Source organism: Streptococcus sp. ST16, from assembly GCF_046098135.1.
In the GTDB taxonomy this organism is placed as follows: Bacteria; Bacillota; Bacilli; order Lactobacillales; family Streptococcaceae; genus Streptococcus.
This window is the reverse complement of the sequence record NZ_JBJUSE010000004.1, coordinates 17,136-43,277: the sequence shown is the minus strand read 5'-3', so window position 1 is coordinate 43,277 and position 26,142 is coordinate 17,136. Positions and strand designations below refer to the sequence as shown.

The 26,142-nt window shown below is 43.4% G+C and carries 32 protein-coding genes, 1 tRNA gene, 1 pseudogene and 1 other annotated feature; of the genes and pseudogenes, 27 read left to right on the top strand and 7 right to left on the bottom strand.

Going from position 1 to position 26,142, the window contains the following annotated elements; genetic code table 11:
• Window positions 1–13 precede the first annotated feature (13 nt).
• Window positions 14–949 carry a DHH family phosphoesterase gene (locus ACIY14_RS04015; RefSeq protein ID WP_409001606.1) on the bottom strand — a complete coding sequence of 312 codons (936 nt, stop codon included), beginning with the start codon at window positions 947–949 and terminating at the stop codon, window positions 14–16.
• Window positions 950–1,052: 103 nt separating this feature from the next.
• Here ACIY14_RS04015 and ACIY14_RS04010 point away from each other — a divergent pair, with 103 nt between their 5' ends.
• The 5 genes from ACIY14_RS04010 (at window position 1,053) to ACIY14_RS03990 (ending at window position 3,679) form a co-directional block, all read left to right on the top strand.
• Window positions 1,053–1,496, top strand: a complete 444-nt coding sequence (locus ACIY14_RS04010; RefSeq protein ID WP_001162125.1) for a flavodoxin — start codon at window positions 1,053–1,055, stop codon at window positions 1,494–1,496.
• 116 nt (window positions 1,497–1,612) lie between these two features.
• Window positions 1,613–1,885: a chorismate mutase gene (locus ACIY14_RS04005; RefSeq protein ID WP_409001605.1), complete on the top strand. Its 273-nt coding sequence runs from the start codon at window positions 1,613–1,615 to the stop codon at window positions 1,883–1,885.
• Window positions 1,878–3,095 carry a chloride channel protein gene (locus ACIY14_RS04000; protein WP_409001604.1) on the top strand — a complete coding sequence of 406 codons (1,218 nt, stop codon included), beginning with the start codon at window positions 1,878–1,880 and terminating at the stop codon, window positions 3,093–3,095. Before ACIY14_RS04005 ends, ACIY14_RS04000 begins: the two co-directional genes overlap by 8 nt.
• A 123-nt stretch (window positions 3,096–3,218) precedes the next feature.
• On the top strand, window positions 3,219–3,566 hold the full coding sequence (gene rplS, locus ACIY14_RS03995) for a 50S ribosomal protein L19 (RefSeq protein ID WP_001068669.1): 348 nt from the start codon (window positions 3,219–3,221) through the stop codon (window positions 3,564–3,566).
• A 41-nt stretch (window positions 3,567–3,607) separates the two neighbouring features.
• Window positions 3,608–3,679, top strand: a tRNA-Arg gene (locus ACIY14_RS03990).
• Between the two features lie 56 nt (window positions 3,680–3,735).
• Here the strand turns inward: ACIY14_RS03990 and yidA are convergent.
• Window positions 3,736–4,542 (bottom strand): sugar-phosphatase, encoded by an 807-nt coding sequence (gene yidA, locus ACIY14_RS03985; RefSeq protein ID WP_198464773.1) that lies wholly within the window; start codon window positions 4,540–4,542, stop codon window positions 3,736–3,738.
• Window positions 4,543–4,554: 12 nt separating this feature from the next.
• Complete coding sequence (locus ACIY14_RS03980) at window positions 4,555–5,859, bottom strand: HD domain-containing protein (RefSeq protein WP_409001603.1); 1,305 nt, start codon at window positions 5,857–5,859, stop codon at window positions 4,555–4,557.
• A 71-nt stretch (window positions 5,860–5,930) separates the two neighbouring features.
• Between ACIY14_RS03980 and ACIY14_RS03975 the strand changes: the two genes are divergently transcribed.
• Window positions 5,931–6,308, top strand: coding sequence for a DUF1934 domain-containing protein (locus ACIY14_RS03975; RefSeq protein ID WP_125840304.1), 378 nt, complete (start codon window positions 5,931–5,933; stop codon window positions 6,306–6,308).
• A gap of 24 nt (window positions 6,309–6,332) precedes the next feature.
• On the opposite strand, the gene ACIY14_RS03970 is transcribed toward ACIY14_RS03975, so the two are convergent.
• Window positions 6,333–7,415, bottom strand: a complete 1,083-nt coding sequence (locus ACIY14_RS03970; protein ID WP_409001602.1) for a DEAD/DEAH box helicase — start codon at window positions 7,413–7,415, stop codon at window positions 6,333–6,335.
• On the bottom strand, window positions 7,412–8,389 hold the full coding sequence (locus ACIY14_RS03965) for a Gfo/Idh/MocA family protein (protein WP_409001601.1): 978 nt from the start codon (window positions 8,387–8,389) through the stop codon (window positions 7,412–7,414). Before ACIY14_RS03965 ends, ACIY14_RS03970 begins: the two co-directional genes overlap by 4 nt.
• Before the next feature lie 156 nt (window positions 8,390–8,545).
• On the opposite strand from ACIY14_RS03965, the gene ACIY14_RS03960 reads away from it, so the two are divergent.
• The 4 genes from ACIY14_RS03960 to rpmA all read left to right on the top strand — a co-directional run bounded on the left by ACIY14_RS03960 (window position 8,546) and on the right by rpmA (window position 10,434).
• A complete protein-coding gene (locus ACIY14_RS03960; protein ID WP_409001600.1) occupies window positions 8,546–9,241 on the top strand; it encodes a YoaK family protein in 696 nt (231 codons plus the stop codon).
• Window positions 9,242–9,295: 54 nt separating this feature from the next.
• Window positions 9,296–9,415: a sequence feature (ribosomal protein L21 leader region), on the top strand.
• A gap of 34 nt (window positions 9,416–9,449) precedes the next feature.
• The gene (gene rplU / locus ACIY14_RS03955) at window positions 9,450–9,764 is read left to right on the top strand and encodes a 50S ribosomal protein L21 (protein ID WP_000109141.1); all 315 of its coding nucleotides are present in this window, start codon (window positions 9,450–9,452) and stop codon (window positions 9,762–9,764) included.
• Window positions 9,765–9,779: 15 nt separating this feature from the next.
• On the top strand, window positions 9,780–10,124 hold the full coding sequence (locus tag ACIY14_RS03950; RefSeq protein WP_000613705.1) for a ribosomal-processing cysteine protease Prp: 345 nt from the start codon (window positions 9,780–9,782) through the stop codon (window positions 10,122–10,124).
• 16 nt (window positions 10,125–10,140) lie between these two features.
• Complete coding sequence (gene rpmA, locus ACIY14_RS03945; RefSeq protein WP_000916509.1) at window positions 10,141–10,434, top strand: 50S ribosomal protein L27; 294 nt, start codon at window positions 10,141–10,143, stop codon at window positions 10,432–10,434.
• Window positions 10,435–10,578: 144 nt separating this feature from the next.
• On the opposite strand, the pseudogene ACIY14_RS03940 reads toward rpmA, so the two are convergent.
• Window positions 10,579–10,674: pseudogene (locus tag ACIY14_RS03940) on the bottom strand (AraC family transcriptional regulator); the annotation flags it as partial.
• Between ACIY14_RS03940 and ACIY14_RS03935 the strand changes: the two are divergent.
• From ACIY14_RS03935 to ACIY14_RS03860, 16 genes are all read left to right on the top strand, one after another.
• The gene (locus ACIY14_RS03935) at window positions 10,667–11,575 is read left to right on the top strand and encodes a LysR family transcriptional regulator (RefSeq protein ID WP_409001599.1); all 909 of its coding nucleotides are present in this window, start codon (window positions 10,667–10,669) and stop codon (window positions 11,573–11,575) included. The pseudogene ACIY14_RS03940 and the gene ACIY14_RS03935 sit on opposite strands and share 8 nt — an antisense overlap.
• The gene (gene lspA, locus ACIY14_RS03930) at window positions 11,572–12,039 is read left to right on the top strand and encodes a signal peptidase II (protein WP_409001598.1); all 468 of its coding nucleotides are present in this window, start codon (window positions 11,572–11,574) and stop codon (window positions 12,037–12,039) included. Before ACIY14_RS03935 ends, lspA begins: the two co-directional genes overlap by 4 nt.
• A complete protein-coding gene (locus ACIY14_RS03925; protein WP_409001597.1) occupies window positions 12,023–12,922 on the top strand; it encodes an RluA family pseudouridine synthase in 900 nt (299 codons plus the stop codon). The genes lspA and ACIY14_RS03925 overlap by 17 nt, the downstream gene beginning before the upstream one ends.
• A 101-nt stretch (window positions 12,923–13,023) precedes the next feature.
• On the top strand, window positions 13,024–14,133 hold the full coding sequence (proB, locus tag ACIY14_RS03920; protein WP_409001596.1) for a glutamate 5-kinase: 1,110 nt from the start codon (window positions 13,024–13,026) through the stop codon (window positions 14,131–14,133).
• A 9-nt stretch (window positions 14,134–14,142) separates the two neighbouring features.
• Window positions 14,143–15,405 carry a glutamate-5-semialdehyde dehydrogenase gene (locus ACIY14_RS03915; protein ID WP_409001595.1) on the top strand — a complete coding sequence of 421 codons (1,263 nt, stop codon included), beginning with the start codon at window positions 14,143–14,145 and terminating at the stop codon, window positions 15,403–15,405.
• Between the two features lie 3 nt (window positions 15,406–15,408).
• Entirely contained in the window at window positions 15,409–16,206 is a 798-nt protein-coding gene (gene proC / locus ACIY14_RS03910) for a pyrroline-5-carboxylate reductase (RefSeq protein ID WP_409001594.1), read from the top strand.
• A 120-nt stretch (window positions 16,207–16,326) separates the two neighbouring features.
• A complete protein-coding gene (gene tmk, locus ACIY14_RS03905; protein ID WP_409001593.1) occupies window positions 16,327–16,965 on the top strand; it encodes a dTMP kinase in 639 nt (212 codons plus the stop codon).
• Window positions 16,962–17,852: a DNA polymerase III subunit delta' gene (locus ACIY14_RS03900; RefSeq protein ID WP_409001592.1), complete on the top strand. Its 891-nt coding sequence runs from the start codon at window positions 16,962–16,964 to the stop codon at window positions 17,850–17,852. The genes tmk and ACIY14_RS03900 overlap by 4 nt, the downstream gene beginning before the upstream one ends.
• Window positions 17,853–17,888: 36 nt before the next feature.
• Window positions 17,889–18,206, top strand: a complete 318-nt coding sequence (gene yabA, locus ACIY14_RS03895; protein WP_000358229.1) for a DNA replication initiation control protein YabA — start codon at window positions 17,889–17,891, stop codon at window positions 18,204–18,206.
• A 2-nt stretch (window positions 18,207–18,208) separates the two neighbouring features.
• Window positions 18,209–19,087, top strand: a complete 879-nt coding sequence (gene rsmI, locus ACIY14_RS03890) for a 16S rRNA (cytidine(1402)-2'-O)-methyltransferase (protein WP_409001591.1) — start codon at window positions 18,209–18,211, stop codon at window positions 19,085–19,087.
• A gap of 186 nt (window positions 19,088–19,273) precedes the next feature.
• Complete coding sequence (trmFO, locus tag ACIY14_RS03885; RefSeq protein ID WP_409001590.1) at window positions 19,274–20,608, top strand: methylenetetrahydrofolate--tRNA-(uracil(54)-C(5))-methyltransferase (FADH(2)-oxidizing) TrmFO; 1,335 nt, start codon at window positions 19,274–19,276, stop codon at window positions 20,606–20,608.
• 83 nt (window positions 20,609–20,691) lie between these two features.
• Window positions 20,692–21,429 carry a UMP kinase gene (pyrH, locus tag ACIY14_RS03880; protein WP_000002996.1) on the top strand — a complete coding sequence of 246 codons (738 nt, stop codon included), beginning with the start codon at window positions 20,692–20,694 and terminating at the stop codon, window positions 21,427–21,429.
• 8 nt (window positions 21,430–21,437) lie between these two features.
• A complete protein-coding gene (frr, locus tag ACIY14_RS03875; protein ID WP_409001589.1) occupies window positions 21,438–21,995 on the top strand; it encodes a ribosome recycling factor in 558 nt (185 codons plus the stop codon).
• A 59-nt stretch (window positions 21,996–22,054) separates the two neighbouring features.
• Entirely contained in the window at window positions 22,055–22,909 is an 855-nt protein-coding gene (gene cvfB, locus ACIY14_RS03870; protein WP_409001588.1) for an RNA-binding virulence regulatory protein CvfB, read from the top strand.
• An 8-nt stretch (window positions 22,910–22,917) separates the two neighbouring features.
• Complete coding sequence (locus ACIY14_RS03865) at window positions 22,918–23,133, top strand: YozE family protein (protein ID WP_001232084.1); 216 nt, start codon at window positions 22,918–22,920, stop codon at window positions 23,131–23,133.
• An 80-nt stretch (window positions 23,134–23,213) separates the two neighbouring features.
• Window positions 23,214–24,200, top strand: coding sequence for a PhoH family protein (locus tag ACIY14_RS03860; RefSeq protein ID WP_409001587.1), 987 nt, complete (start codon window positions 23,214–23,216; stop codon window positions 24,198–24,200).
• A gap of 51 nt (window positions 24,201–24,251) precedes the next feature.
• Here the strand turns inward: ACIY14_RS03860 and ald are convergent, their stop codons facing one another.
• Window positions 24,252–25,364 carry an alanine dehydrogenase gene (ald, locus tag ACIY14_RS03855; protein ID WP_409001586.1) on the bottom strand — a complete coding sequence of 371 codons (1,113 nt, stop codon included), beginning with the start codon at window positions 25,362–25,364 and terminating at the stop codon, window positions 24,252–24,254.
• Between the two features lie 176 nt (window positions 25,365–25,540).
• On the opposite strand from ald, the gene ACIY14_RS03850 reads away from it, so the two are divergent.
• Complete coding sequence (locus tag ACIY14_RS03850) at window positions 25,541–26,110, top strand: GNAT family N-acetyltransferase (RefSeq protein ID WP_409001585.1); 570 nt, start codon at window positions 25,541–25,543, stop codon at window positions 26,108–26,110.
• Window positions 26,111–26,142 lie beyond the last annotated feature (32 nt).

Here is a 26,142-nt window from a genome sequence, read left to right as displayed (position 1 = left end):
GGCAAGTATTTTATCAGTTTTTAAGCAAGTTTTTTAACTTTTGATAGATGATTTCGTTTTCTTCTAGACTATAGGAATTGGCGCCACTAGCTAATGGATGTCCTCCTCCGTCGTGTTCTTTGGCAATTTCATTGATAGGGGTGATTTTACTGCGCATACGCACACGGAAGTGACCGTCAACTTGCTCAACAAAGATGGCCCAAGCCTTAACGGTATCAATTCGACCAGGTGCCCCAACAATCGCTGCTGTTTCAGCATCCGTAACCTTATATTTTTCCAAGATGTCTTGAGTAAGCAGAACGCGTGCAGCCCCATTCTCATCAACTTCTAAGTGATCATAAACATACCCTTGCAATTTTGCAATCTTGAAGCTCATGGTATCCATTTGACGAGACAATCCAGCAAAGTCAAAATCAATCTCTCGGAGCTGGGCAGCTATTTTAAAGGTACGAGCACTAGTTGACGGGTAGAGAAAACGGCCCGTGTCCCCGACAATTCCTGCATAGAGAAGTCGTGCTGCTTCACTAGACAAAGTTAGCTGATTTTCTTGAGCAAATAATGCAATCATTTCACTGGCACTGCTCGAACTTGTATCCACCCAAGATAGGTCACCATAGATATCATCATTTGGATGGTGATCGATTTTGATGGTGAAAGCAGCTTGTTCGTAGCGTTTATCATCGATACGAGGACGATTCGCTGTATCACAAATAATAGCAAGAGCACCTTGGTAGTCACTATCTTGGACAGTATCCATTTCTGCCATCCAGGTTAGAGTTGGTTCGTTAAAACCGACTGCTTTGATGGTCTTTTCTGGAAAATGGTGTGTAAGAAGAACTTTTAAGCCTACCTGACTCCCTAAGGCATCAGGGTCTGGCTTCATATGACGATGAATAATAATGGTATCGTATTCTTTGATTTTCTTTAAAATTTGCTGGCAAATTTCCATAAATAACCTCAATTCTTTCTCATTTCATTGTAGCACAAGAATTTTTATTTTTAAAATGAAAAAGATATGATATAATGGAGAAAGATAAATTGAGGAGGACGATATGGCATTAGCAAAAATTGTATTTGCCAGTATGACCGGTAATACCGAAGAGATTGCAGATATTGTAGCAGACAAATTACGTGACTTGGGCTTGGATGTCGATGTTGATGAATGTACGACTGTTGACGCTTCAGACTTCTTGGAAGCGGATATCGCAATCGTTGCGACCTATACTTATGGTGATGGAGAATTGCCAGATGAGATGATGGACTTTTATGAAGACCTAGCAGACCTCAACTTAAATGGCAAAATCTACGGAGTGGTCGGTTCAGGAGATACCTTCTACGACGAATTCTGTAAGGCTGTTGATGACTTTGATCGTGTATTTGTAGCGACAGGAGCAGAAAAAGGTTCAGAATGTGTCAAAGTTGATCTTTCTGCTGAGGAAGAAGACATCGAACGCTTGGAACAATTCGCAGAAGAATTGGCTGCAAAAGTAGGATAAGAATCAAACTGCGCTGACTAGAAGGAGTCAGTGCGTTTTTTATTAGTTATTTTGGGATTTTACTAGCCTATTTGGTGGCTTTTTGATACAATAATTCAAATAAAGGAGGAGACACTATGGATTTAAATAGTATTCGGCAAGAAATTGATCAAATCGATCAAGAGCTTGTAGCCTTGCTGGAAAAACGGATGGTTTGTGTCGGTCAGATTGTAGAATATAAGGAGCAAAAGGGACTCCCTGTGCTCGACCAGGGAAGGGAAAGAGAAGTGCTAGAAAAAGTCGGTTCTCTTGTGATGGATGAGCAGTATCGCACGACCATTCAAGCCCAGTTTCAAGATATGATGAAACACTCTAGAACTTACCAAGAGGAGGTCAGGGCGCGTGACTAGTCTATCCATCAAGGAAAAAGCAAAACAGTATATGGTGCTGACAGGGATGGCCCTCTTCATTGGTCTCTTGGTCGGTACCATTGATGTGATTTTTGGCCAAGGCCTTCTCCTAATCGGAGATGTTCGAAGCCAGCACTGGCCCTTGATTCTTTTCCTAGCTTTAGCAGGGCTTGTCATCGTTTATCTCTATAAACGTTTTGGTGGCAAGGCATCAAAAGGGATGGGCCTAGTTTTTGATGTTGGGCACGCGCGTGAGGAGGAAATCCCCGTGGTCTTGGTGCCTTTGATCATGCTGACGACCTGGATGAGCCACCTCTTTGGTGGTTCGGTTGGTCGGGAAGGCGTAGCTGTCCAGATTGGAGCAACCCTTTCGCATCGTTTTGCCCGTCATATCAAGATAGCCGATGCTTCACGTATTTTTCTTATGACCGGGATGGCAGCAGGTTTTGCGGGGCTCTTTCAGACGCCACTAGCTGCTACCTTCTTTGCCCTTGAAGTTTTGACCGTTGGGGAATTTCAGCTGATTGCCCTCTATCCAGCTCTCATCGCCTCGATCGTGGCGAGCTTCACCTCTCATGCTCTTGGCTTGGAGAAATTTGCTGTGCCACTCAAGGAAACGTTGAGCTGGACACCAGAGACCTTGATCAAAGTTGCCCTTCTTGGCTTGGCTTTTGGCCTCGCTGGGAAGCTCTTTGCAGTTAGCCTTTCTTGGTTGAAAAAAACAGTCGCTCAAGTCTTGCCTAATCCGTATATCCGGATTGCTGTCATAGGGGCTGGACTCAGCTTGGTCCTCTTGACGCTTCAGCTGACCAAGGTAGGCTCTTATAGTGGGCTCGGAACCAATTTGATTGATGTAGCCTTTCATCAGGGGAGTGCGCAGCCTTATGACTGGATCCTCAAGCTCCTCTTTACCGTGGTGACTATCTCTGCTGGATACCAAGGAGGAGAAGTGACGCCGCTCTTTGCGATCGGAGCTACGCTTGGCGTTTTTCTCGCACCTATACTGGGGCTTCCAGTCTTGGTCGTTGCTGCTATCGGTTATGCCAGTGTCTTTGGTAGTGCGACTACAACCTTGCTCGCACCAATCTTGATCGGAGGAGAAGTCTTTGGCTATGGCAATCTTCCTTTCTTTGTGATTGCTTGTGCCATCGCCTATTGCCTGCCGAAAGAGTGGAGCATTTATTCCGGTCAAAAAGTTGCAAAAAAGTAGAGAAAAGAGCTTTACAAACCTGAAAATATCTGATATGATAGTTTCTGTGTGTAATGGACGCACAAAAATACAGTTTATCCGCTGAGGAAGGTTCCTCAAGATTGACAAAGATAGGAGAATAAAATGAATCCATTAATCCAAAGCTTGACTGAGGGTCAACTTCGTACAGATATCCCATCATTCCGTCCTGGTGACACTGTTCGTGTACACGCGAAAGTTGTCGAAGGTAACCGTGAACGTATCCAGATTTTTGAAGGTGTTGTTATCGCACGTAAAGGTGCTGGCATCTCAGAAAACTACACAGTTCGTAAAATCTCTAACGGTGTAGGTGTTGAGCGTATTTTCCCAATCCACACTCCACGTGTTGAAAAGATCGAAGTTGTTCGTTACGGTAAAGTACGTCGTGCGAAATTGTACTACTTGCGTGCACTTCAAGGTAAGGCAGCTCGTATCAAAGAAATCCGTCGTTAATTCGACTAAAAACTCTGCTTTTTCAGCAGAGTTTTTATCTAGCTCCCTTAGTTCAATGGATATAACAACTCCCTCCTAAGGAGTAGTTGCAGGTTCGATTCCTGCAGGGGGCAGTAAGTAGATATCAAAAAACCGCTCAGCTGAGCGGTTTTTGTCTATTCTTACCCTTCTACAGTACCCACGTACGGATGGCATGGGCTACGCCAGATTCGTCATTTGTTTTGGTGATGTATTTGGCGATTTTTTTGAGTTCTGGATTTCCATTTTCCATAACAACGGGGTTGCCAACGACTTCCAGCATGGCACGGTCATTTTCTTCGTCCCCGATCGCCATGGTTTCATCTTTGGTCAATCCGAGTTTTTCAGCTAGGTGAGTGATGGCTGAGCCCTTGTCTACATTCTTTTTAAGGAGTTCGAGGTAGAAAGGAGCAGATTTGTTGATGGAGTAGCGTTCGTAAAATTCTGCTGGGATTTTTTCAATCGCAGCATCGAGAATCTCAGGTTCATCGATAAACATACATTTGACGATTTCCTTGTCAGCCATTTCTTCAGGAGTGCGGTAGAAAATAGGCATGCTGACGAGGGTTGATTCGTGCACCGTGTATTTTCCGATATTGCGATTGGCAGTATAGATTCCGTCCTTGGTAATCGCGTGCATGTGGACACCGAGCTTACGACTGAGGAATTCCATATCCAGATAATCCTCATAAGTCAAGGATTCACTGATAATCTCATGGCCAGTAGCAGTCTCTTGGACAAGGGCACCGTTGAAGGTCACTACATAGTCACCTTGGTCTCTCAGCTGCAAGTCGTCCAGAAGTTTGGCAACGCCTGCGATAGGGCGGCCCGTTGCAATCACGACTTTGACACCGGCTTGTTTGGCGTCTTGGATGGCAGAAAAGACTTCCGGAGTGATCTCCTTTTTACTGTTGACTAGGGTACCATCGATATCAACGGCGATTAGTTTAATACTCATAAATTTCCTCTTCTAGTTTTTATTTGGGGTAAAATGATCGTTCTCAATCAAGTGTAAAAATTGCTGGGTAATGCTAGCAAAGATACTGTTTTGGTCCAACATTTCTTTTGGAAAATAGAAACGATTATCTCCGTGGCGACTGCCAGCAAGGGATTGGACGATAGGAGACAGGCTAGAGAGTTCCGCCAGTTCACCATTTTTCTGTAAAATCTCAATCTGAGTCCGTGGATTTTCAGATTCGGGACGATAGATATCATAAGGAAGGTCAAAGTTCTTATGAATGGCAGTGTAGTAGTCTGGATCAAAACCGATTTCTTCAACCAGTTGTCTCATGGTTGCGAGTTGGTCTTGGTCTTCTTGTGAAAAGGTGATGGATTTAAAGACCTTGCGGTTGACAAAGCGTTGCGACAAGTCTGCTAGTATCTTGTCAGGACTGGTCATCCAGAGTTGGAAGTAGGTATTCATCACGCCATCATCCAGAGCCAGATAGTCAGATAGATCAACTTTCTTTTCAAAAAAAGGTAGCAAATGAGGAGAAGTGCGTGCAAAGAAGTCCTTGTCTTCAGGATAGAGTTCCTTGGCACGTTTGAGGAGATTCTGTAGGAGAACTTCCATGGCCCGAGTTGCTGGGTGGAAATAAACCTGCATATACATCTGGTAGCGACTGAGGACATAGTCTTCAATAGCGTGCATGCCATTGCGCTGAAAGGCGATCCCATTTTCGACTGGGCGAATCACTCGGAGGATCCGTGTCAGGTCAAATTCCCCATAAGATGCTCCTGTAAAATAGGAGTCGCGCAAGAGATAGTCCATACGGTCCGCATCAATCTGACTAGAAATGAGCTGTACGACCTGCTTGTTAGGATAGGTATGGTCGATGACGCTAGCCACCTTTTTGGGGAAATCAGGTGCCACTTGTAGCAGGACTTTGTGAATCTCTGTCTCAGGACTTTGGATGATTTCCTGGGTAATGGCTTCATGATCTGTATCAAAGAGATGCTCAAAAGTATGGGAATAGGCACCATGCCCGAGGTCATGAAGGAGCGCAGCGGTCATGGTCAAGAGAGATTCAGCAGGATCCCATTCTTCAGGATATTTTTCTTCAAAAATCTCCGTGATACGACGAGCGATCTCATAGACTCCTAGACAGTGGGAAAAGCGACTGTGTTCTCCACCATGGAAAGTATAGCTGGAAGTCCCTAGCTGTTTGATACGACGCAGACGTTGAAATTCTTTTGTATTGATCAAGTCATAGATGACCTGGTTGTTTACATGGATATAGTTGTGAACAGGGTCACGGAATACTTTTTCGTTCATATGACCATTATAGCAAAAAGCTAGAGTTTTTGGTAAAATAGTAGGACAAGAGACAAGAAAGAGGACCTGATGTGAAGATTCGGATGCGAAATACGATTCAGTTTGATGAACAGTTGGAAGTGATTGACCAGCTCTATAACGTGGAAGTGCGTGAAAAAGGAGATTTTACCTATTTACTCTTTTATAATGAGGAAAAGGAAAAAGTTGTTCTCAAGTTTCATGAAGAAGAACTAGTGATGACCCGTTTCTCGAGTCCGAAGGCTATCATGCGTTTTCTAAAAGATAGTGATAGCTTGGCCTATATTCCTACTCCGATGGGGATGCAAGAGTTTATCATTCAAACGAATCACTACAAACTGGATGGGCAAAAGATTGAGCTAGCCTATCAAATGCAAAATCAAGAGGGACATCCCTTTGCCAGCTATCAATTAGAAATTACTTGGGGATAAGAAAAAGGTTGGCGGAAGCCAACCTTATTTTATATAGAGTTCTTGATTTTTTAGGACAATTTCACGCACACTTGCGAATTTCTTGAGTTTTTTAAGGTCTTCAGGATGGGTTACCAGAGTGATAACATAGCCTTCTTTACCCATGCGACCTGTACGGCCAGCACGGTGGGTATAGGTTTCCATATCTCTAGGGACGTCGAAGTTGACAACACATTCCAAGCTATCAATGTCAATACCACGAGCCAGAAGGTCAGTTGCAAGGAGCAGGGTTAGCTGTTTGTCTTTAAACTTTTCTAAGATGACTTTTCGAAATTTAACATTGACATCGCTAGCAAGGGAAACAACCAAGATATCCCGATACTGCAATTTCTCCTCTGCACTTCCAAGGTCTGACAAACTGTTAAAGAAGACAAGGGCACGAAAATCCTCTACATGAGCCAGTTTTCGTAGCATATCCACTCGGTGACGTTGGTCCACCTGCATGTAGAAGTGTTGGATGTTGTCCAACTTTTGGTCAGAAAGATCAATGGTGCGCGTGTTTGGAGCAATCTTTTCTTGGTCAAACTTGGTCGTAGCACTCATGTAGATGAGTTGATGGTCACGAGGTGCGTAGTGGGTGATTTTCTCGACAAAGTGAATCTGAGAATCATCGAGCAATTGGTCAAATTCATCCAGGATGAGGGTTTCCACATTCATCATCTTGATTTTTTTCAATTTAATCAACTCAAAGATACGGCCAGGAGTTCCGATGAGAATTTCTGGTCCTTTTTTAAGGCGTTCAATCTGGCGTTTTTGACTGGAACCTGATAAGAAGAGCTGAGCAGTCAAGCCGATAGCTTCAGCCCACGTTTTACATACGTCAAAAATCTGCCCAGCCAGTTCTGTATTTGGTGCTAGAATCAAGAGTTGCTGGGCTTTTTTCTTTTGTAGTCTGAGAAGGCTTGGTAGGAGGTAAGCGAGGGTCTTACCAGTTCCTGTTGGGCTCACTCCTAGGAGGTTTTCTCCAGCAAGTATAGGCTCAAATAGTTGAGTTTGAATGGGGGTAAATTCTTGGAAACCGAGTTGGTCACTCAATTCCTGCCATTCAGTCGGTAGTTTGGTTTTCATTTTTCTGCCTCAAATCTAATGCCAGCAGTCTGGCGCATGGTATAGAGTAGCTCATGAATAGAGCTTGCATCATCCAGCCAAGTCTGGTAGATCGTCTGGTCTGGTTGCTGGATCATCTGAGCAAACGCAGCAACTTCCTCAGTCATCGTATGAGGAGCCTGTTGGATAGGGAGTTGAACTTGATTTCCTTGGTGGTCGCTAAAAATAGCTGAGCGGACATGTTCAATCGTGTTAAGGGTCAAGGTTCCATCTGCTGTGTAAATCTCACAAGGAAGATTGGAAGTGATGTTTTTCCCAGCTTTGATATGAACTTGAAAGTCAGGGTAGAAGAGGATACCGTCTCCATTTAGGTCAATGCTATTGTCAAGCTGTTGAGCTTGATAAATCGCGTCTTGAGCCTTTCCAAAGAGGCGAACGGCAGCATAGAGAGGATAAATCCCCAGGTCCATAAGGGCTCCACCAGCAAAACGGTCTGAAAAGACATTTGGAGTGTTTCCAGCCAATAAGTCAGGCATCTTGGAAGAATACTTGGCATAGTTGAAATCTGCTCCCCAAATTTGCTTGTCTGCCAAAAAAACCTTAATAGTAGTAAAAGCTTCCTCGTGGTAATTACGAGTCGCTTCAAAGATAAAACAGTGATTTTTCTCAGCTGTCTGTCTCAAATCCAGCCACTCTTGTGGCTGAGTGACAGCTGGTTTTTCAAGAATGACATGCTTGCCAGCAGACAAGGCGGCCTTGGCTTGAACAAAATGCAAGGAGTTTGGACTGGCGATATAGACCACATCAAAGGAAGACTTAAAGAAGTCTTCTAATTGATCAAAGAGTTGGATATTTTCATAGCGAGAAGCAAAGGTTGCGGCAGTTTCTAGTTTTCTAGAATAGACTGCAACCAGCTGGTATTCTCCGCTAGCATGGGCTGTTTCTATGAAATGATGGCTGATAGCCCCTGTTCCGATGACACCTAATTTAAGCATAAATACTCCTTTTCCGACTTCAAATTCTTCCTTCATTATAACATAGAAAAGAAGGACTATCCAACAGATGATAAAAATTTTCAAATGGGCTACGAATTTCTTGGAGAAAGTGGTACAATATTTAGATAAGTAGATGAAATGAGAAGGGGGGAGAAAATGAGATTATTACCAATAAGAAAAATATCACGTCAGTCTAAGAGGCTAGCGCTTTTTTTGACTTTTTGTGCAGGATATGTCGATGCCTATACATTTATCGTGCGAGGGAATACCCTAGTAGCAGGCCAAACAGGGAATGTGGTTTTTCTATCAGTTGAATTAATCCAAGACAATGTTTCAGATGTTAGGGACAAGGTCCTCACTTTACTAGCTTTCATGATGGGGGTCTTTTTACTAACAGTTTATAAGGAAAAATTGAGAATTGTTAAAAAGCCAATTTTGTCCGTAATTCCACTTGCAGTCCTGTCCCTAATTATTGGCTTTGTGCCGCAAACTGTAGAAAATATCTATCTCGTACCGCCATTGGCCTTCTGTATGGGACTGGTGACAACTGCTTTTGGAGAAGTATCAGGGATTGCCTATAATAATGCTTTTATGACGGGGAATATTAAACGTACCATGTTGGCTTTTGGAGATTATTTCCGGACCAAGCATACGCCTTTCCTACGAGAGGGCTTGATTTTTATTAGCTTGCTTAGCAGTTTTGTCTTCGGAGTTGTTTTTTCAGCTTATTTGACGATTTACTATCAGGAGAAGACAATTCTAGGTGTTCCTCTTATGATGAGTATCTTTTACTTCAGCATGCTTTTTGCTTCTTGGAGAAAAAAAGGAGAGAAAAAACTTAATTTTAATTGATTTTACTTGTAAGAAAAAAGAAGATATGCTATAATCGAAGAGTTGACTATGCACAGTCCTGTGCAACCGCACGAACATCGTTGCTCATCGTATACAAAATTTAAACTTTGTTATACTTAGAGCTCTTCTTTTAAGTGGTTCGTCCCACGATGCTAGGCGAGTCTTCACAAAAATACGGGGAAACCCTAAAAATCATAGGAGGTGCATAATGAGCACATACGCAATTATCAAAACTGGCGGAAAACAAGTTAAAGTTGAAGTTGGTCAAGCAGTTTACGTTGAAAAATTGAACGTTGAAGCTGGTCAAGAAGTTACTTTTAACGAAGTTGTTCTTGTTGGTGGTGAAAACACTGTTGTCGGAACTCCACTTGTTGCTGGAGCTACTGTAGTTGGAACTGTTGAAAAACAAGGAAAACAAAAGAAAGTTGTTACTTACAAGTACAAACCTAAAAAAGGTAGCCACCGTAAACAAGGCCACCGTCAACCATATACAAAAGTTGTCATCAACGCGATCAACGCTTAATTTTAAGGAGAACACATGATACAAGCAGTCTTTGAGAGAGCCGAAGATGGCGAGCTGAGGAGTGCGGAAATTACTGGACACGCCGAAAGTGGCGAATACGGCTTAGATGTCGTGTGTGCATCGGTTTCTACGCTTGCCATTAACTTTGTCAATTCCATTGAGAAATTTGCAGGCTATGAACCAATCTTAGAATTAAACGAAGATGAAGGTGGTTATCTGAAGGTTGAAATACCAGCGGATCTTCCTTCGCACCAGAGAGAAATGACCCAGTTATTCTTCGAATCATTTTTCTTAGGTATGGCAAACTTATCGGAGAACTCTTCTGAGTTCGTCCAAACCAGAGTTATCACAGAAAACTAACACGGAGGAAAACATTATGTTAAAAATGACTCTTAACAACTTGCAACTTTTCGCCCACAAAAAGGGTGGGGGTTCTACATCAAACGGACGTGATTCACAAGCGAAACGTCTTGGAGCTAAAGCAGCTGACGGACAAACTGTAACAGGTGGATCAATCCTTTACCGTCAACGTGGTACACACATCTATCCAGGTGTAAACGTTGGACGTGGTGGAGACGATACTTTGTTCGCTAAAGTTGAAGGCGTAGTACGCTTTGAACGTAAAGGTCGCGATAAAAAACAAGTTTCTGTTTACCCAATCGCAAAATAAAAAGGTCCAGTGAACCTTTTTATCCCGAACCTTAAAATGAAAAGGTGAGGAAGCTAGAAGTAGCATTAAATAAGGCTTTCCGAGTTTTCGGAGAGCCTATTTTTTGTTTTGATATCTATATTGAATTTAATAGAGAATAGTTAGATTTAAACTTGCGATGGACACTTTTTTCTTTTTTGGAAAAATTCTGAAATATGGTATAATGAACAGATAGAGAAGTTGGGGGTAAAAGATGAACATTCAACAATTACGCTATGTTGTGGCTATCGCTAATAGCGGTACTTTCCGTGAAGCTGCTGAAAAGATGTATGTTAGTCAGCCGAGTCTGTCTATTTCTGTGCGCGATTTGGAAAAAGAGTTAGGCTTTAAAATTTTCCGTCGGACGAGTTCAGGAACGTTTTTGACACGTCGTGGTATGGAATTTTATGAGAAAGCGCAAGAATTAGTCAAAGGCTTTGATGTTTTTCAAAATCAGTATGCCAATCCTGAGGAAGAAAAGGATGAATTTTCCATTGCCAGCCAGCACTATGACTTCTTGCCACCGACTATTACGGCCTTTTCAAAACGTTATCCTGATTATAAGAACTTTCGTATTTTTGAGTCTACCACAGTTCAAATTTTAGACGAAGTGGCCCAAGGGCATAGTGAGATTGGGATTATCTACCTCAACAACCAAAATAAAAAGGGCATCATGCAACGGGTTGAAAAGCTTGGTTTAGAAGTTATTGAACTAATTCCTTTCCAGACTCACATTTATCTTCGTGAAGGACATCCTTTGGCGGAAAAAGAAGAACTGGTCATGGAGGATTTAGCGGATTTGCCAACAGTTCGCTTTACTCAGGAAAAGGACGAGTACCTTTACTATTCAGAGAACTTTGTCGATACCAGCGCTAGCTCGCAGATGTTCAATGTGACAGACCGTGCTACCTTAAATGGCATTTTAGAGCGAACGGATGCTTATGCGACTGGGTCTGGATTTTTGGATAGTGACAGTGTCAATGGCATTACAGTTATTCGTCTCAAGGATAATTTAGATAACCACATGGTTTATGTCAAACGGGAAGAAGTGGAGCTTAGTCAAGCTGGGACTCTTTTCGTAGAAGTCATGCAAGAATATTTTGATCAGAAGAGGAAATCATGAAAAAAAGAGGAATAGTGGCAGTGATTGTACTGCTTTTGATTGGGTTGGATCAGTTGGTCAAAAATTATGTTGTCCAACGGATTCCACTGGGAGAAGTTCGTTCGTGGATACCCAATCTCGTTAGCTTGACCTACCTGCAAAATAGAGGAGCAGCCTTCTCCATGCTGCAAAATCAGCAGTGGTTATTTGCTGTCATTACACTGGTTGTCATGGCAGGCGCTATTTGGTATCTACATAAACACATGGAGGACTCTCTCTGGCTAGTTTTTGGGCTGACTTTGATAATCGCGGGAGGTCTGGGCAACTTTATCGACAGAATGAGTCAAGGTTTTGTAGTGGATATGTTTCACCTAGACTTTATCAACTTTGCGATTTTCAATGTGGCTGACAGCTATTTGACAGTTGGCGTGATCGTTTTATTGATTGCAATGCTTAAAGAGGAAGTAAATGGAAATAAAAATTGAAACTGGTGGGCAACGTTTAGACAAGGCACTGTCTGACCTGACAGAATTGTCACGCAGTCTCGCTAATGAACAAATCAAGGCTGGACAAGTCTTGGTGAATGGGCAAGCCAAGAAAGCAAAATACACTGTCCAAGAGGGGGATATCGTCACCTACCATGTGCCAGAACCAGAGGTTTTAGAGTATGTGGCTGAGGATATTCCGCTAGAAATCATCTACCAAGATGAGGATGTAGCTGTTGTCAACAAACCTCAAGGGATGGTGGTCCATCCGAGTGCCGGTCATACTAGCGGAACCTTGGTCAATGCCCTCATGTACCATATCAAGGACCTGTCAGGTATCAATGGGGTTCTCCGACCGGGAATTGTTCACCGTATTGACAAGGACACGTCTGGTCTCCTCATGATTGCTAAGAATGATGAGGCCCACTTAGCACTTGCCCAAGAACTCAAGGATAAGAAGTCTCTCCGCAAATACTGGGCGATTGTTCATGGCAATCTTCCCAATGATCGTGGTGTGATTGAAGCACCGATTGGTCGGAGCGAAAAAGACCGTAAGAAACAGGCTGTGACTGCTAAAGGAAAGCCTGCAGTGACGCGTTTCCACGTTTTGGAACGTTTTGGTGATTATACTTTAGTGGAGTTGCAACTGGAAACAGGACGCACCCACCAAATCCGTGTTCATATGGCTTATATTGGCTATCCGGTCGCTGGGGATGAGGTCTATGGTCCTCGTAAGACACTTAAGGGACATGGACAATTTCTCCATGCTAAGACTCTAGGCTTTACCCATCCGAGAACAGGTGAAACCTTGGAGTTCACAGCAGATATTCCAGAGATTTTTAAAGAAACGCTGGAAAGATTGCGTAAAACTGAGAATAGATAAAAGAGTTGAGATGCCTTGCCTCAACCTTTTTTATTTCAAGTCTTTTCTATTTTAAAGTATTCATGTTATAATGGATAAATATGAAGAATCGGAGTGAGTATATGAAGTACAAACGAATCGTCTTTAAGGTAGGGACTTCCTCCTTGACAAATGAAGACGGGAGTTTATCAAGAAGTAAAGTAAAGGCAATTACCCAGCAATTAGCTATGCTGCATGAAGCTGGGCATGAGTTGATTTTAGTCTCATCTGGGGCAGTAGCGGCTGGATTTGGTGCTTTGGGTTTTAAAAAACGTCCGACCAAGATTGCAGATAAACAAGCTTCGGCTGCAGTTGGTCAGGGACTTTTGTTGGAGGAATACACAACCAACCTCCTCATGCGCCAAATCGTTTCTGCACAAATTTTGCTTACCCAGGATGATTTTGTAGATAAACGTCGCTATAAGAACGCCCACCAGGCCTTGTCTGTATTGCTTCATCGTGGTGCAATTCCCATCATCAATGAAAATGACAGTGTCGTCATTGACGAACTCAAGGTGGGTGATAATGACACCCTGAGTGCCCAGGTAGCAGCTATGGTTCAAGCGGATCTTTTGGTTCTCTTGACTGATGTGGACGGCCTCTATACTGGAAATCCTAATTTGGATCCAACAGCTAAGCGTTTGGAGAGAATTGAGACCATCAATCATGAGATTATTGATATGGCTGGTGGAGCAGGTTCGTCTAATGGTACTGGGGGTATGCTGACAAAAATCAAAGCTGCAACTATTGCGACGGAGTCGGGTGTACCAGTCTATATTTGTTCTTCCATGAAATCTGATGCCATGATTGAAGCAGCGGAGGAGACTGAGGATGGTTCCTTCTTCGTTGCGCAAGAGAAGGGACTTCGTACTCAGAAACAATGGCTAGCCTTCTATGCTCAAAGTCAAGGAACGATTTGGGTAGATGGTGGAGCTGCAGAAGCACTTTCAAAAAACGGAAAAAGTCTCCTTTTATCAGGTGTGGTAGAAGTGGAAGGGAACTTCTCTTACCACGATATTGTCACAGTAGCGGATAAAGAAACAGGTCAATCTCTTGGAAAGGGATGTGTCCAATTTGGCGTCTCAGCCCTAGAAGATATGCTTCGTTCTCAAAAAGCTAAGGGAGTCTTGATTCACCGTGATGACTGGATTTCCATTACGCCTGAAATCCAGCTACTCTTTACAGAATTTTAGAGGTGAACGATGGTAAGGACACAAGAACAATTTGAACAGGTACAAGCTGTTAAAAAATCGATTAACACAGCTAGTGAAACAGTGAAAAACCAAGCCCTGCTAGCCATGGCAGATCATTTATTGGCTGCTACTGAGGAGATTTTAGTGGCAAATGCCCTCGATATGGAATCAGCAAAGGGGAAAATCTCAGATGTCATGCTGGATCGTCTTTATTTGGATGCAGGACGTATAGAAGCGATGGCAAGAGGGATTCGTGAAGTGGTTGCTTTACCAGATCCCATTGGTGAAGTCCTAGAGACAAGTCGTCTTGAAAATGGCTTGCTTATTACCAAGAAACGTGTGGCTATGGGTGTTATTGGTATTATCTATGAAAGCCGTCCAAATGTGACGTCTGACGCGGCTGCTTTGGCTCTTAAGAGTGGAAATGCGGTTGTTCTTCGTAGTGGCAAGGATGCCTATCAAACTGCCCATGCCATTGTCACAGCCTTGAAGAAAGGCTTGGAGACGACTACCATTCATCCTGATGTGATTCAACTGGTGGAAGATACTAGTCGTGAAAGTAGCTATGCCATGATGAAGGCCAAGGGTTATCTAGACCTTCTCATTCCTCGTGGAGGGGCTGGCTTGATTAATGCTGTGGTTGAAAATGCTATCGTCCCTGTTATCGAGACAGGAACTGGAATTGTCCATGTCTATGTGGACAAGGATGCCGATGAATCCAAGGCTTTATCTATCATCAACAATGCTAAAACCAGTCGTCCTTCTGTCTGCAATGCTATGGAGGTTCTACTGGTTCATGAAGACAAGGTAGCAGATTTCCTTCCTCGCTTGGAGCAAGTTCTGGTTGCAGAACGAAAAGAAGCTGGACTGGAACCAATTCAATTCCGCCTAGATAGCAAAGCAAGTCAGTTTCTTTCAGGTCGAGCAGCTGAGGCCCAAGACTTTGACACCGAGTTTTTAGATTATATCTTAGCGGTTAAGGTCGTGAGCAGTCTAGAAGAAGCGGTTGAGCATATTGAAGCCCACAGTACCCATCATTCGGACGCCATTGTGACAGAAAATGCAGAAGCTGCGGCTTACTTTACAAATCAAGTAGACTCAGCGGCAGTTTATGTCAATGCTTCAACGCGTTTCACGGATGGAGGCCAGTTTGGTCTTGGATGTGAAATGGGGATTTCTACTCAGAAACTGCACGCGCGTGGTCCAATGGGCTTGAAAGAGTTGACCAGCTACAAGTATGTGGTTACTGGTGACGGACAGATAAGGGAGTAAGAGATGAAAATTGGATTTATCGGTTTGGGAAATATGGGAGCTAGTTTGGCCAAGGCTGTCTTGCAGACCAAGACGGGTGAACAGATTCTCCTTGCCAATCGTAGTCAAGCAAAAGTAGATGCTTTTATCGCCAACTTCGGCGGTCAGGCTTCCAGCAATGAAGAAATTTTTGCAGAAGCAGATGTGATTTTTTTAGGAGTAAAGCCAGCCCAGTTTTCTGAACTGCTGGCTCAATACCAGACCATCCTTGAAAAGAGAGAGAGCCTTCTCTTGATTTCCATGGCAGCTGGATTGACCTTGGAAAAACTAGCCAGACTTTTGCCGATTCACCACCGAATCATTCGCATCATGCCTAATACACCAGTTGCTATCGGCCAAGGAGTAATTAGTTACGCTTTATCAGAAAACTGTCGTGCTGAGGACAAGGAAATCTTTTGTCAGCTTTTAGCCAAGGCTGGTCTCTTGGTTGAGCTGGGAGATGGCTTAATCGATGCGGCGACAGGTCTTGCAGGTTGTGGACCAGCCTTTGTCTACCTCTTTATCGAGGCTATGGCAGATGCGGGTGTACAGACAGGATTACCAAGAGAAATGGCTTTGAAAATGGCAGCCCAAACAGTAGTTGGCGCTGGACAAATGGTTCTCGAAAGCCAGCAACATCCTGGAGTATTGAAAGACCAAGTTTGCAGCCCAGGAGGTTCGACTATCGCGGGTGTAGCAAGTCTGGAAGAACATGCCTTTAGAGGTACAGTCATGGACGCAGTTCATCAATCTTACAAACGAACACAAGAACTAGGTAAATAAGAGGTTGGATGACTACCAGCCTCTTTTATGGTCGATTGAATGGAGAAGACTCAAAAAGATTGTCACAAAAACCTATTTTTTTGATAGAATAGAAGGTAGAAAAAAAGAAATGAGTTAGACATGTCAAAAGGATTTTTAGTCTCTCTTGAGGGACCAGAGGGAGCAGGAAAGACCAGTGTTTTAGAGGCTCTACTCCCAATTTTAGAGGAAAAAGGAGTAGAAGTGTTGACGACCCGTGAGCCAGGTGGAGTCTTGATTGGGGAGAAGATTCGTCAAGTGATTTTGGATCCAAGTCATACTCAGATGGATCCTAAAACAGAGCTTCTTCTCTATATCGCCAGTCGCAGACAACACTTGGTGGAAAAAGTTCTCCCAGCCCTTGAAGCCGGCAAGTTGGTCATTATGGACCGCTTCATCGATAGTTCCGTTGCTTATCAAGGATTTGGTCGTGGCTTGGATATTGATGCCATTGATTGGCTCAATTACTTTGCGACAGATGGCCTTAAACCCGATTTGACCCTCTATTTTGACATCGAGGTGGAAGACGGGCTGGCTCGCATTGCTGCCAATAGTGATCGTGAGGTCAATCGTTTAGACTTGGAAGGTTTGGACTTGCATAAAAAAGTCCGTCAAGGCTACCTCTCTCTTCTGGAAAAAGAAGGAAATCGCATTGTCAAGATTGATGCGAGTCTTCCTTTGGAGCAAGTTGTGGAAGCTACCAAAACTGTCTTGTTTGAGAGAATGGGATTGGCAAAATGAAACAAGATCAACTAAAGGCTTGGCAACCAGAGCAGTTTGACCGCTTTGTCCGTATTTTAGAACAAGACCAGCTCAATCACGCCTATCTTTTTTCCGGTTTCTTTGGTAGTTTGGAAATGACGCAATTTTTGGCTAAAAGTCTCTTTTGTAGGGATAAGGTAGGCGTTTTACCATGTGAGAATTGCCGAAACTGCAAGCTAATTGAACAGGAAGAATTTCCTGATGTCACCTTGATTAAACCGGTCAATCAGGTCATCAAGACAGAACGCATTCGAGAATTGGTGGGGCAGTTTTCTCAAGCAGGGATTGAAAGCCAGCAACAGGTCTTTATCATCGAGCAGGCGGAGAAAATGCATCCTAATGCAGCCAACTCTCTGCTCAAGGTCATCGAAGAACCCCAGAGTGAAGTTTACATTTTCTTCTTAACTAGTGATGAGGAAAAGATTTTACCGACCATCCGTAGTCGGACCCAGATTTTCCATTTTAAAAAGCAAGAAGAAAAGCTCATCCATCAATTAGAACAAGCAGGTCTAGTCAAGAAAAAAGCGACCCTCTTAGCCCAGTTTTGTCAATCACGAGCTGAAGAAGAAAAGTTGGTCAATCAAGTAAGTTTTTGGACCTTAGTCGATGAAAGTGAGCGCCTGCTGACTTGGTTAGTAGCCAAGAAAAAAGAGAGTTATTTGCAGGTAGCTAAATTAGCCAGCTTAGCAGATGACAAGGAAAAGCAGGATCAGGTTTTGCGAATCCTCGAAGTTCTCTGTGGGCAGGATCTCTTGCAAGCAAGGATTCGACAGATTTTACAAGATTTGCTAGAAGCTAGAAAAATGTGGCAAGCCAATGTAAGCTTTCAAAATGCCATGGAATATCTGGTCTTGAAAGAAATATAAACTCAATGAAGAATAAAGAAAGGAAAGGGCTGGTTTATGGATAAGAAAGAATTATTTGATGCGCTGGACGATTTTTCCCAACAGTTATTGGTGACCTTGGCTGACGTGGAAGCCATCAAGAAAAATCTCAAGAGCTTAGTAGAGGAAAATACAGCTCTTCGCTTGGAAAATAGTAAGTTGCGCGAACGCTTAGGCGAGGTGGAAGCAGATACACCTGTTAAGGCCAAGCATGTTCGTGAAAGCGTCCGTCGAATCTATAAGGACGGTTTTCACGTATGTAATGATTTTTATGGACAACGCCGAGAACAGGACGAGGAATGTATGTTCTGTGACGAGTTGTTGTACAGGGAGTAGGCATGCAGATTCAAAAAAGTTTTAAGGGGCAATCTCTATATGGCAAACTTTATCTAGTGGCAACGCCGATTGGCAATCTAGATGACATGACCTTTCGTGCCATTCAGACCTTGAAAGAGGTGGACTGGATTGCTGCTGAGGACACGCGCAATACAGGGCTTTTGCTCAAGCATTTTGATATTTCCACTAAGCAGATCAGTTTTCACGAGCACAATGCCAAGGAAAAGATTCCTGACTTGATTGGTTTCCTGAAAGCAGGACAAAGTATTGCTCAGGTCTCCGATGCGGGTCTGCCTAGCATCTCTGACCCTGGTCATGATTTAGTCAAGACAGCCATCGAGGAAGAGATTGCAGTTGTCACAGTTCCAGGTGCCTCTGCAGGGATTTCTGCCTTGATTGCTAGTGGATTGGCGCCACAGCCACATATCTTTTACGGTTTCTTACCGAGAAAATCAGGCCAGCAAAAGCAATTTTTCGACTCGAAAAAAGATTATCCTGAAACTCAGATTTTTTACGAATCGCCCCATCGTGTGGCAGATACATTGGAAAATATGCTAGAAGTCTATGGTGACCGCTCGGTGGTCTTGGTTAGAGAATTGACCAAAATCTATGAAGAATACCAACGAGGAACGATTTCTGAATTGCTGGTAAGCATCGCTGAGACGCCGCTTAAGGGCGAGTGCCTTCTCATCGTTGAAGGTGCCAGTCAGGATGTAGAGGAAAAGGATGAGGAAGACTTGTTCTTAGAAATCCAAGCCCGCATCCAGCGAGGTATGAAGAAAAATCAAGCCATTAAGGAAGTTGCGAAACTCTACCAGTGGAATAAAAGTCAGCTTTACGCTACCTACCACGATTGGGAAGAAAATCAAGAAAATGACTAAACAGGGAAGTTTGCCTTCTTCCCTTTTTTTGTTATACTAGTAGAAGAAAAATTAGAAAGATTTGTGGGAGTGAAAAAGTCCGGGGGACTTTTTCAGCTTGAGCCAAGAAACTCGAAAGTTAGATAAGTCCGATTGGCTTTTTCAATGTGAAGCTTGTCCTCACACTCCCAAAGAGGTATTAGTGTCGTGTCTCAATCTTATATCAATGTTATTGGTGCTGGTTTGGCAGGTTCTGAAGCAGCCTACCAAATCGCAGAACGTGGTATTCCAGTTAAACTTTATGAAATGCGTGGTGTCAAGTCAACACCTCAGCACAAAACAGACAATTTTGCGGAGTTGGTTTGTTCCAATTCTCTTCGTGGCGATGCCCTGACTAATGCTGTCGGTCTTCTCAAGGAAGAAATGCGTCGCTTGGGTTCTGTTATATTGGAATCAGCAGAAGCTACACGTGTTCCTGCAGGTGGGGCGCTTGCGGTGGACCGTGAGGGTTTCTCTCAAATGGTGACTGAGAAAGTAGCTAACCATCCCTTAATCGAAGTGGTTCGCGATGAAATTACAGAATTGCCGACAGATGTTATTACGGTAGTCGCTACTGGTCCTTTGACAAGTGATGCCCTAGCTGAAAAAATTCATGCCCTTAATGATGGTGCTGGTTTCTATTTCTACGATGCGGCAGCGCCTATTATCGATGTCAACACTATTGATATGAGCAAGGTCTATCTCAAATCTCGTTATGATAAGGGAGAAGCTGCCTATCTCAATGCGCCTATGACCAAGCAAGAGTTTATGGATTTCCATGAAGCCTTGGTTCATGCGGAAGAAGCACCGCTCAATTCTTTTGAAAAAGAAAAGTACTTTGAAGGTTGTATGCCGATCGAAGTCATGGCTAAGCGTGGTATTAAAACCATGCTCTACGGTCCTATGAAACCAGTTGGTCTGGAGTATCCAGAGGACTACACAGGCCCTCGTGATGGGGAGTTTAAGACTCCGTATGCGGTTGTTCAGCTTCGTCAGGATAATGCGGCTGGTAGCCTCTACAATATCGTCGGTTTCCAGACTCATCTCAAATGGGGAGAGCAAAAACGTGTCTTTCAAATGATTCCAGGTCTTGAAAATGCGGAATTTGTCCGTTATGGGGTCATGCACCGCAATTCTTACATGGATTCACCAAATCTTCTTGAACAGACTTACCGTTCTAAGAAACAGCCAAATCTCTTCTTTGCTGGTCAAATGACGGGTGTGGAAGGCTATGTTGAGTCAGCAGCTTCAGGCTTGGTTGCAGGTATTAACGCAGCTCGACTCTTCAAGGGAGAAAGCGAGGCTATTTTCCCAGAGACAACAGCGATTGGAAGTCTGGCTCATTACATCACTCATGCAGATAGCAAACATTTCCAACCAATGAACGTCAATTTCGGGATTATCAAGGAGTTAGAAGGCGAGCGTATCCGTGATAAGAAGGCTCGTTATGAAAAAATTGCAGAGCGTGCCCTTACCGACTTAGAGGAATTTTTAACTGTCTAATTTTTTTCAAAGAATTGCTCATGATACTATAAAAATCTTAGAAATTGTGATAAAATAGGTAGGATAAAAAAAGGAGAGTAAAAATGGCGAATCCCAAGTATAAACGTATTTTAATCAAGTTATCAGGTGAAGCCCTTGCCGGTGAACGTGGCGTAGGGATTGATATCCAAACAGTTCAAACAATCGCAAAAGAGATTCAAGAAGTTCATAGCTTAGGTATCGAAATTGCCCTTGTTATTGGTGGAGGAAATCTCTGGCGTGGAGAACCTGCTGCAGAAGCAGGAATGGACCGTGTTCAGGCAGATTACACTGGAATGCTTGGGACTGTTATGAATGCTCTTGTGATGGCAGATTCATTGCAACAAGTTGGCGTCGATACGCGTGTGCAAACTGCCATTGCTATGCAACAAGTTGCAGAACCTTACGTACGTGGACGTGCCCTTCGTCATCTTGAAAAAGGCCGTATTGTTATCTTTGGTGCCGGAATTGGTTCACCTTACTTCTCAACAGATACAACAGCGGCTCTTCGTGCAGCTGAAATCGAAGCAGATGCCATTCTTATGGCTAAAAACGGTGTCGATGGTGTTTACAATGCCGATCCTAAGAAAGACAAGACAGCCGTTAAGTTTGAAGAATTGACCCACCGTGATGTTATCAATAAAGGTCTTCGTATCATGGACTCAACTGCTTCAACCCTCTCTATGGATAACGACATTGACTTGGTTGTTTTCAACATGAACCAACCAGGCAACATCAAACGTGTCGTATTTGGTGAAAATATCGGAACAACAGTTTCAAACAATATCGAAGAAAAGGAATAAGAAAGATTATGGCTAACGCAATTGTAGAAAAAGCTAAAGAGAGAATGGCCCAGTCTCACCAATCACTCGCTCGTGAATTTGGTGGTATTCGTGCCGGTCGTGCCAACGCAAGCTTGCTAGACCGTATCCACGTAGAATACTATGGGGTAGAAACTCCTCTTAACCAAATCGCTTCAATTACCATTCCAGAAGCGCGTGTCTTGTTGGTAACACCATTTGACAAGTCTTCATTGAAAGACATCGAACGCGCCTTGAACGCTTCTGATCTTGGTATCACACCAGCTAATGACGGCTCTGTGATTCGCTTGGTTATCCCAGCTTTGACAGAAGAAACTCGTCGTGACCTTGCCAAAGAAGTGAAAAAGGTCGGTGAAAATGCTAAAGTAGCTATTCGTAACATCCGTCGTGATGCTATGGACGAAGCTAAGAAACAAGAAAAAGCAAAAGAAATCACTGAAGACGAATTGAAGACTCTTGAAAAAGATATTCAAAAAGTAACAGACGATGCTGTGAAACACATCGATGATATGACTGCCAATAAAGAAAAAGAACTTTTGGAAGTCTAAAAATAAAGAGAAAAACTCAGTTGGCATTGCTGGCTGAGTTTTATTCGAAAGAAGGAAATATGAATACAAATCTTGCAAGTTTTATCGTTGGACTCATCATCGATGAAAATGACCGTTTTTACTTTGTGCAAAAGGATGGTCAAACCTATGCACTTGCCAAGGAAGAAGGGCAACATACAGTAGGGGATACGGTTAAAGGTTTTGCTTATACGGATATGAAACAAAAGCTCCGCTTGACCACTCTAGAAGTGACTGCGACTCAGGATCAATTTGGTTGGGGAGCCGTAACGGAAGTTCGTAAAGACTTGGGTGTCTTTGTAGATACAGGTCTGCCCGATAAGGAAATTGTGGTTTCGCTTGATATTCTCCCTGAACTTAAGGAACTCTGGCCAAAGAAGGGGGATCAACTCTACATCCGTCTCGAAGTGGACAAGAAAGATCGAATCTGGGGCCTCTTGGCCTATCAAGAAGACTTCCAACGCCTGGCTCGTCCTGCTTACAACAACATGCAGAACCAAAACTGGCCAGCCATTGTTTATCGTCTCAAGCTGTCAGGGACCTTTGTCTATCTGCCAGAGAATAACATGCTTGGTTTTATTCACCCAAGTGAACGCTACGCAGAGCCACGTTTGGGGCAAGTGTTAGATGTGCGTGTCATTGGTTTCCGTGAAGTGGATCGTACTTTGAACCTATCCCTCAAACCACGTTCCTTTGAAATGTTGGAAAATGATGCCCAGATGATTTTGACCTACTTGGAAAGCAATGGCGGTTTCATGACCTTGAATGATAAGTCTTCTCCAGAGGACATCAAGGCAACCTTTGGTATCTCTAAAGGTCAGTTCAAGAAAGCACTTGGTGGCTTGATGAAGGCTGGTAAAATCAAGCAAGATCAGTTTGGGACAGAGTTGATTTAGGGAGACATATGAGAAAATCATTTTACACTTGGCTCATGACCGAGCGCAATCCGAAAAGTAACAGTCCAAAAGCCATTTTGGCAGACCTCGCTTTTGAGGAGTCAGCCTTCCCAAAACACACGGATGATTTTGATGAGGTGAGTCGCTTTTTGGAGGAGCATGCCAGTTTCTCTTTTAACCTAGGAGACTTTGACGCCATCTGGCAAGAATACTTAGAACACTAGAGACAATGAGATAAGGCTAGTATTTTATTGTTCTCTTTGCTATAATAAAAAGAAATAAAAGGATTAGAGAGGTTCTTTATTTGAAGGAACATTCAATAGACATTCAACTGAGTCATCCAGATGACCTGTTTCATCTTTTTGGTTCCAATGAGCGCCATCTTCGTTTGATGGAAGAAGAGCTTGATGTTGTTATTCATGCCCGTACGGAGATTGTGCAGGTTTTGGGAGAAGAAGCTGCATGTGAGGAAGCCCGTCAGGTTATCCAAGCCTTGATGGTTTTGGTGAATCGTGGAATGACCGTTGGTACGCCAGATGTGGTGACTGCGATTAATATGGTCAAAAACGATGAAATCGACAAGTTTGTCGCCCTTTACGAAGAAGAAATCATCAAGGATAATACTGGGAAGCCTATCCGTGTCAAAACCTTGGGTCAAAAACTTTATGTGGACAGTGTCAAACAGCATGATGTGACCTTTGGAATCGGACCAGCAGGGACTGGGAAGACCTTTCTTGCAGTGACCTTGGCAGTGACAGCCCTTAAACGTGGGCAGGTCAAGCGGATTATCCTGACTCGTCCAGCAGTCGAAGCAGGTGAGAGTCTAGGATTTCTTCCGGGGGATCTCAAAGAGAAGGTCGATCCTTACCTTCGACCTGTTTACGATGCCTTGTATCAGATTCTGGGCAAAGACCAAACGACTCGTCTCATGGAGCGTGAAATTATAGAAATCGCGCCCCTTGCCTACATGCGTGGACGGACTTTGGATGATGCCTTTGTCATTCTCGATGAGGCGCAAAATACGACCATCATGCAGATGAAGATGTTCCTGACGCGTTTAGGCTTTAATTCTAAGATGATTGTCAATGGAGATATCAGCCAGATTGACCTTCCGCGTAATGTCAAGTCCGGTTTGATTGATGCCCAAGAAAAGCTCAAGAACATTCACCAAATTGACTTTGTTCATTTTTCAGCTAAGGATGTGGTTCGCCATCCAGTTGTCGCTCAGATTATCCGAGCCTATGAACCAGCTCCAGTTAAGGTTGAAGAAAAGAAGGAAGAAACAGAATAGCAAAAAAAGCAGTTCAGATGTGAACTGCTCTTTTTTAATGAGTGTCTAGCTTTAAACAAGTTCGTCGATAGACGTATGATCTTTATCGAGGCCTTGAGCAACTGGGAGGCTGGTCAAGTAACCTTGATAAGTGGTCACACCTTGACGTAAGCCTTCGTCTTCAGAGATTGCTTGTGCGAATCCTTTGCCAGCAAGAGCTTCGATATAAGGAAGAGTGACATTGGTTAGGGCGATGGTTGAAGTACGAGCAACCGCACCAGGGATATTGGCAACGGCATAGTGGAGAACACCGTATTTTTCATAGACAGGTTCATCGTGCGTTGTCACACGGTCAGCTGTCTCAATAACACCACCTTGGTCAACGGCAACGTCAACGATGACAGAGCCTGGACGCATTTGTTTGACCATCTCATCTGTCACCAATTTCGGAGCCTTGGCACCAGGGATGAGAACTGCACCAATCACCACATCTGCATCTCTCACACTTGCTTCGATGTTGAAAGAATTTGACATAAGAGTTTGAATTTGGTTACCAAAGACTTCTTCTAGAACTGAGAGACGTTTCGCACTGATGTCTAAAATAGTTACTTGGGCACCAAGTCCAAGGGCGATGCGGGCAGCATGTGTCCCGACGACACCGCCACCGATGATGGTTACTTTTCCTTTTGGAACACCTGGTACACCACCAAGTAGGACACCAGAGCCACCAGCTTGCTTAGTAAGGAAGTGAGCTCCGATTTGAACAGCCATACGACCTGCAACCTCACTCATAGGAACGAGGAGTGGTAGTTGTCCTTGATTGTCACGGACAGTTTCATAGGCAATTCCTGTTGTTTTGGCTGCTAGCATGGCATCTGCTAATTCTGGGGCAGCGGCCATGTGCAAGTAGGTGAAGAGGAGAAGATCGTCGCGTAAATAACCATATTCAGAAGTTAGTGGTTCTTTTACTTTCACGACCAACTCTGCTGCCCAAGCTTCACCAGCAGTAGCGACAATCTCAGCTCCTTGCTTTTGATAGTCCGCATCAGTAAATCCTGAACCGAGACCAGCATTTGTTTCGATGAGAACACGATGTCCACGGGTGATCAAACTGTGGACACCAGCAGGAGTGAGGGCAACGCGGTTTTCGTTATTTTTAATTTCTTTTGGGATTCCGATTAACATAGAGATAACCTACCTTTCAATTAACGGGATTGTTTTAGTTGTCACATTTCGGTTCATAAATCAAAAATGTGATGGTTTTATTGTATATGAAACCGCTTCAAAAATCAAGAAAAACTTGTCATCCAAATTTATTTATGCTAGACTAGTGAGAATCAAGCTTTAATGGAGGGAAAAGTATGGAATCAATATTTGTGAAATTTGCCCAGTATCCATCTATAGAAACGGAGCGTTTATTGCTCCGACCTGTAACCTTGGATGATGCAGAAGCTATGTTTGAGTATGCCTCAGACAGAGAAAATACACGCTACACTTTTCCAACAAATCAAAGCTTAGAAGAAACCAAGAACAACATCGCTCAGTTCTACTTAACCAATCCCTTGGGACGGTGGGGAATCGAACTAAAAAGCAATGGTCAGTTTATCGGAACCATTGACTTGCACAAGATTGATACTGTTCTTAAGAAGGCAGCCATTGGCTACATTATCAATAAAAAATATTGGAATCAAGGATTGACGACAGAAGCCAATCGTGCCGTGATTGAGCTAGCTTTTGAGAAGATTGGAATGAACAAGTTAGTTGCTTTACATGATAAGGATAATCCCGCATCAGGAAAGGTTATGGAAAAATCAGGTATGCGCTTTTCCCACGAAGAACCCTATGCTAGAATAGATAAAAACGAACCTGGAAGATTCGTAACAGATGTCCATTATGTCTTAACCAAGGAAGATTATTTTGCAAATAAGTAAGCAGTTGAAAAGATTTTTCAGCTGTTTTTTCT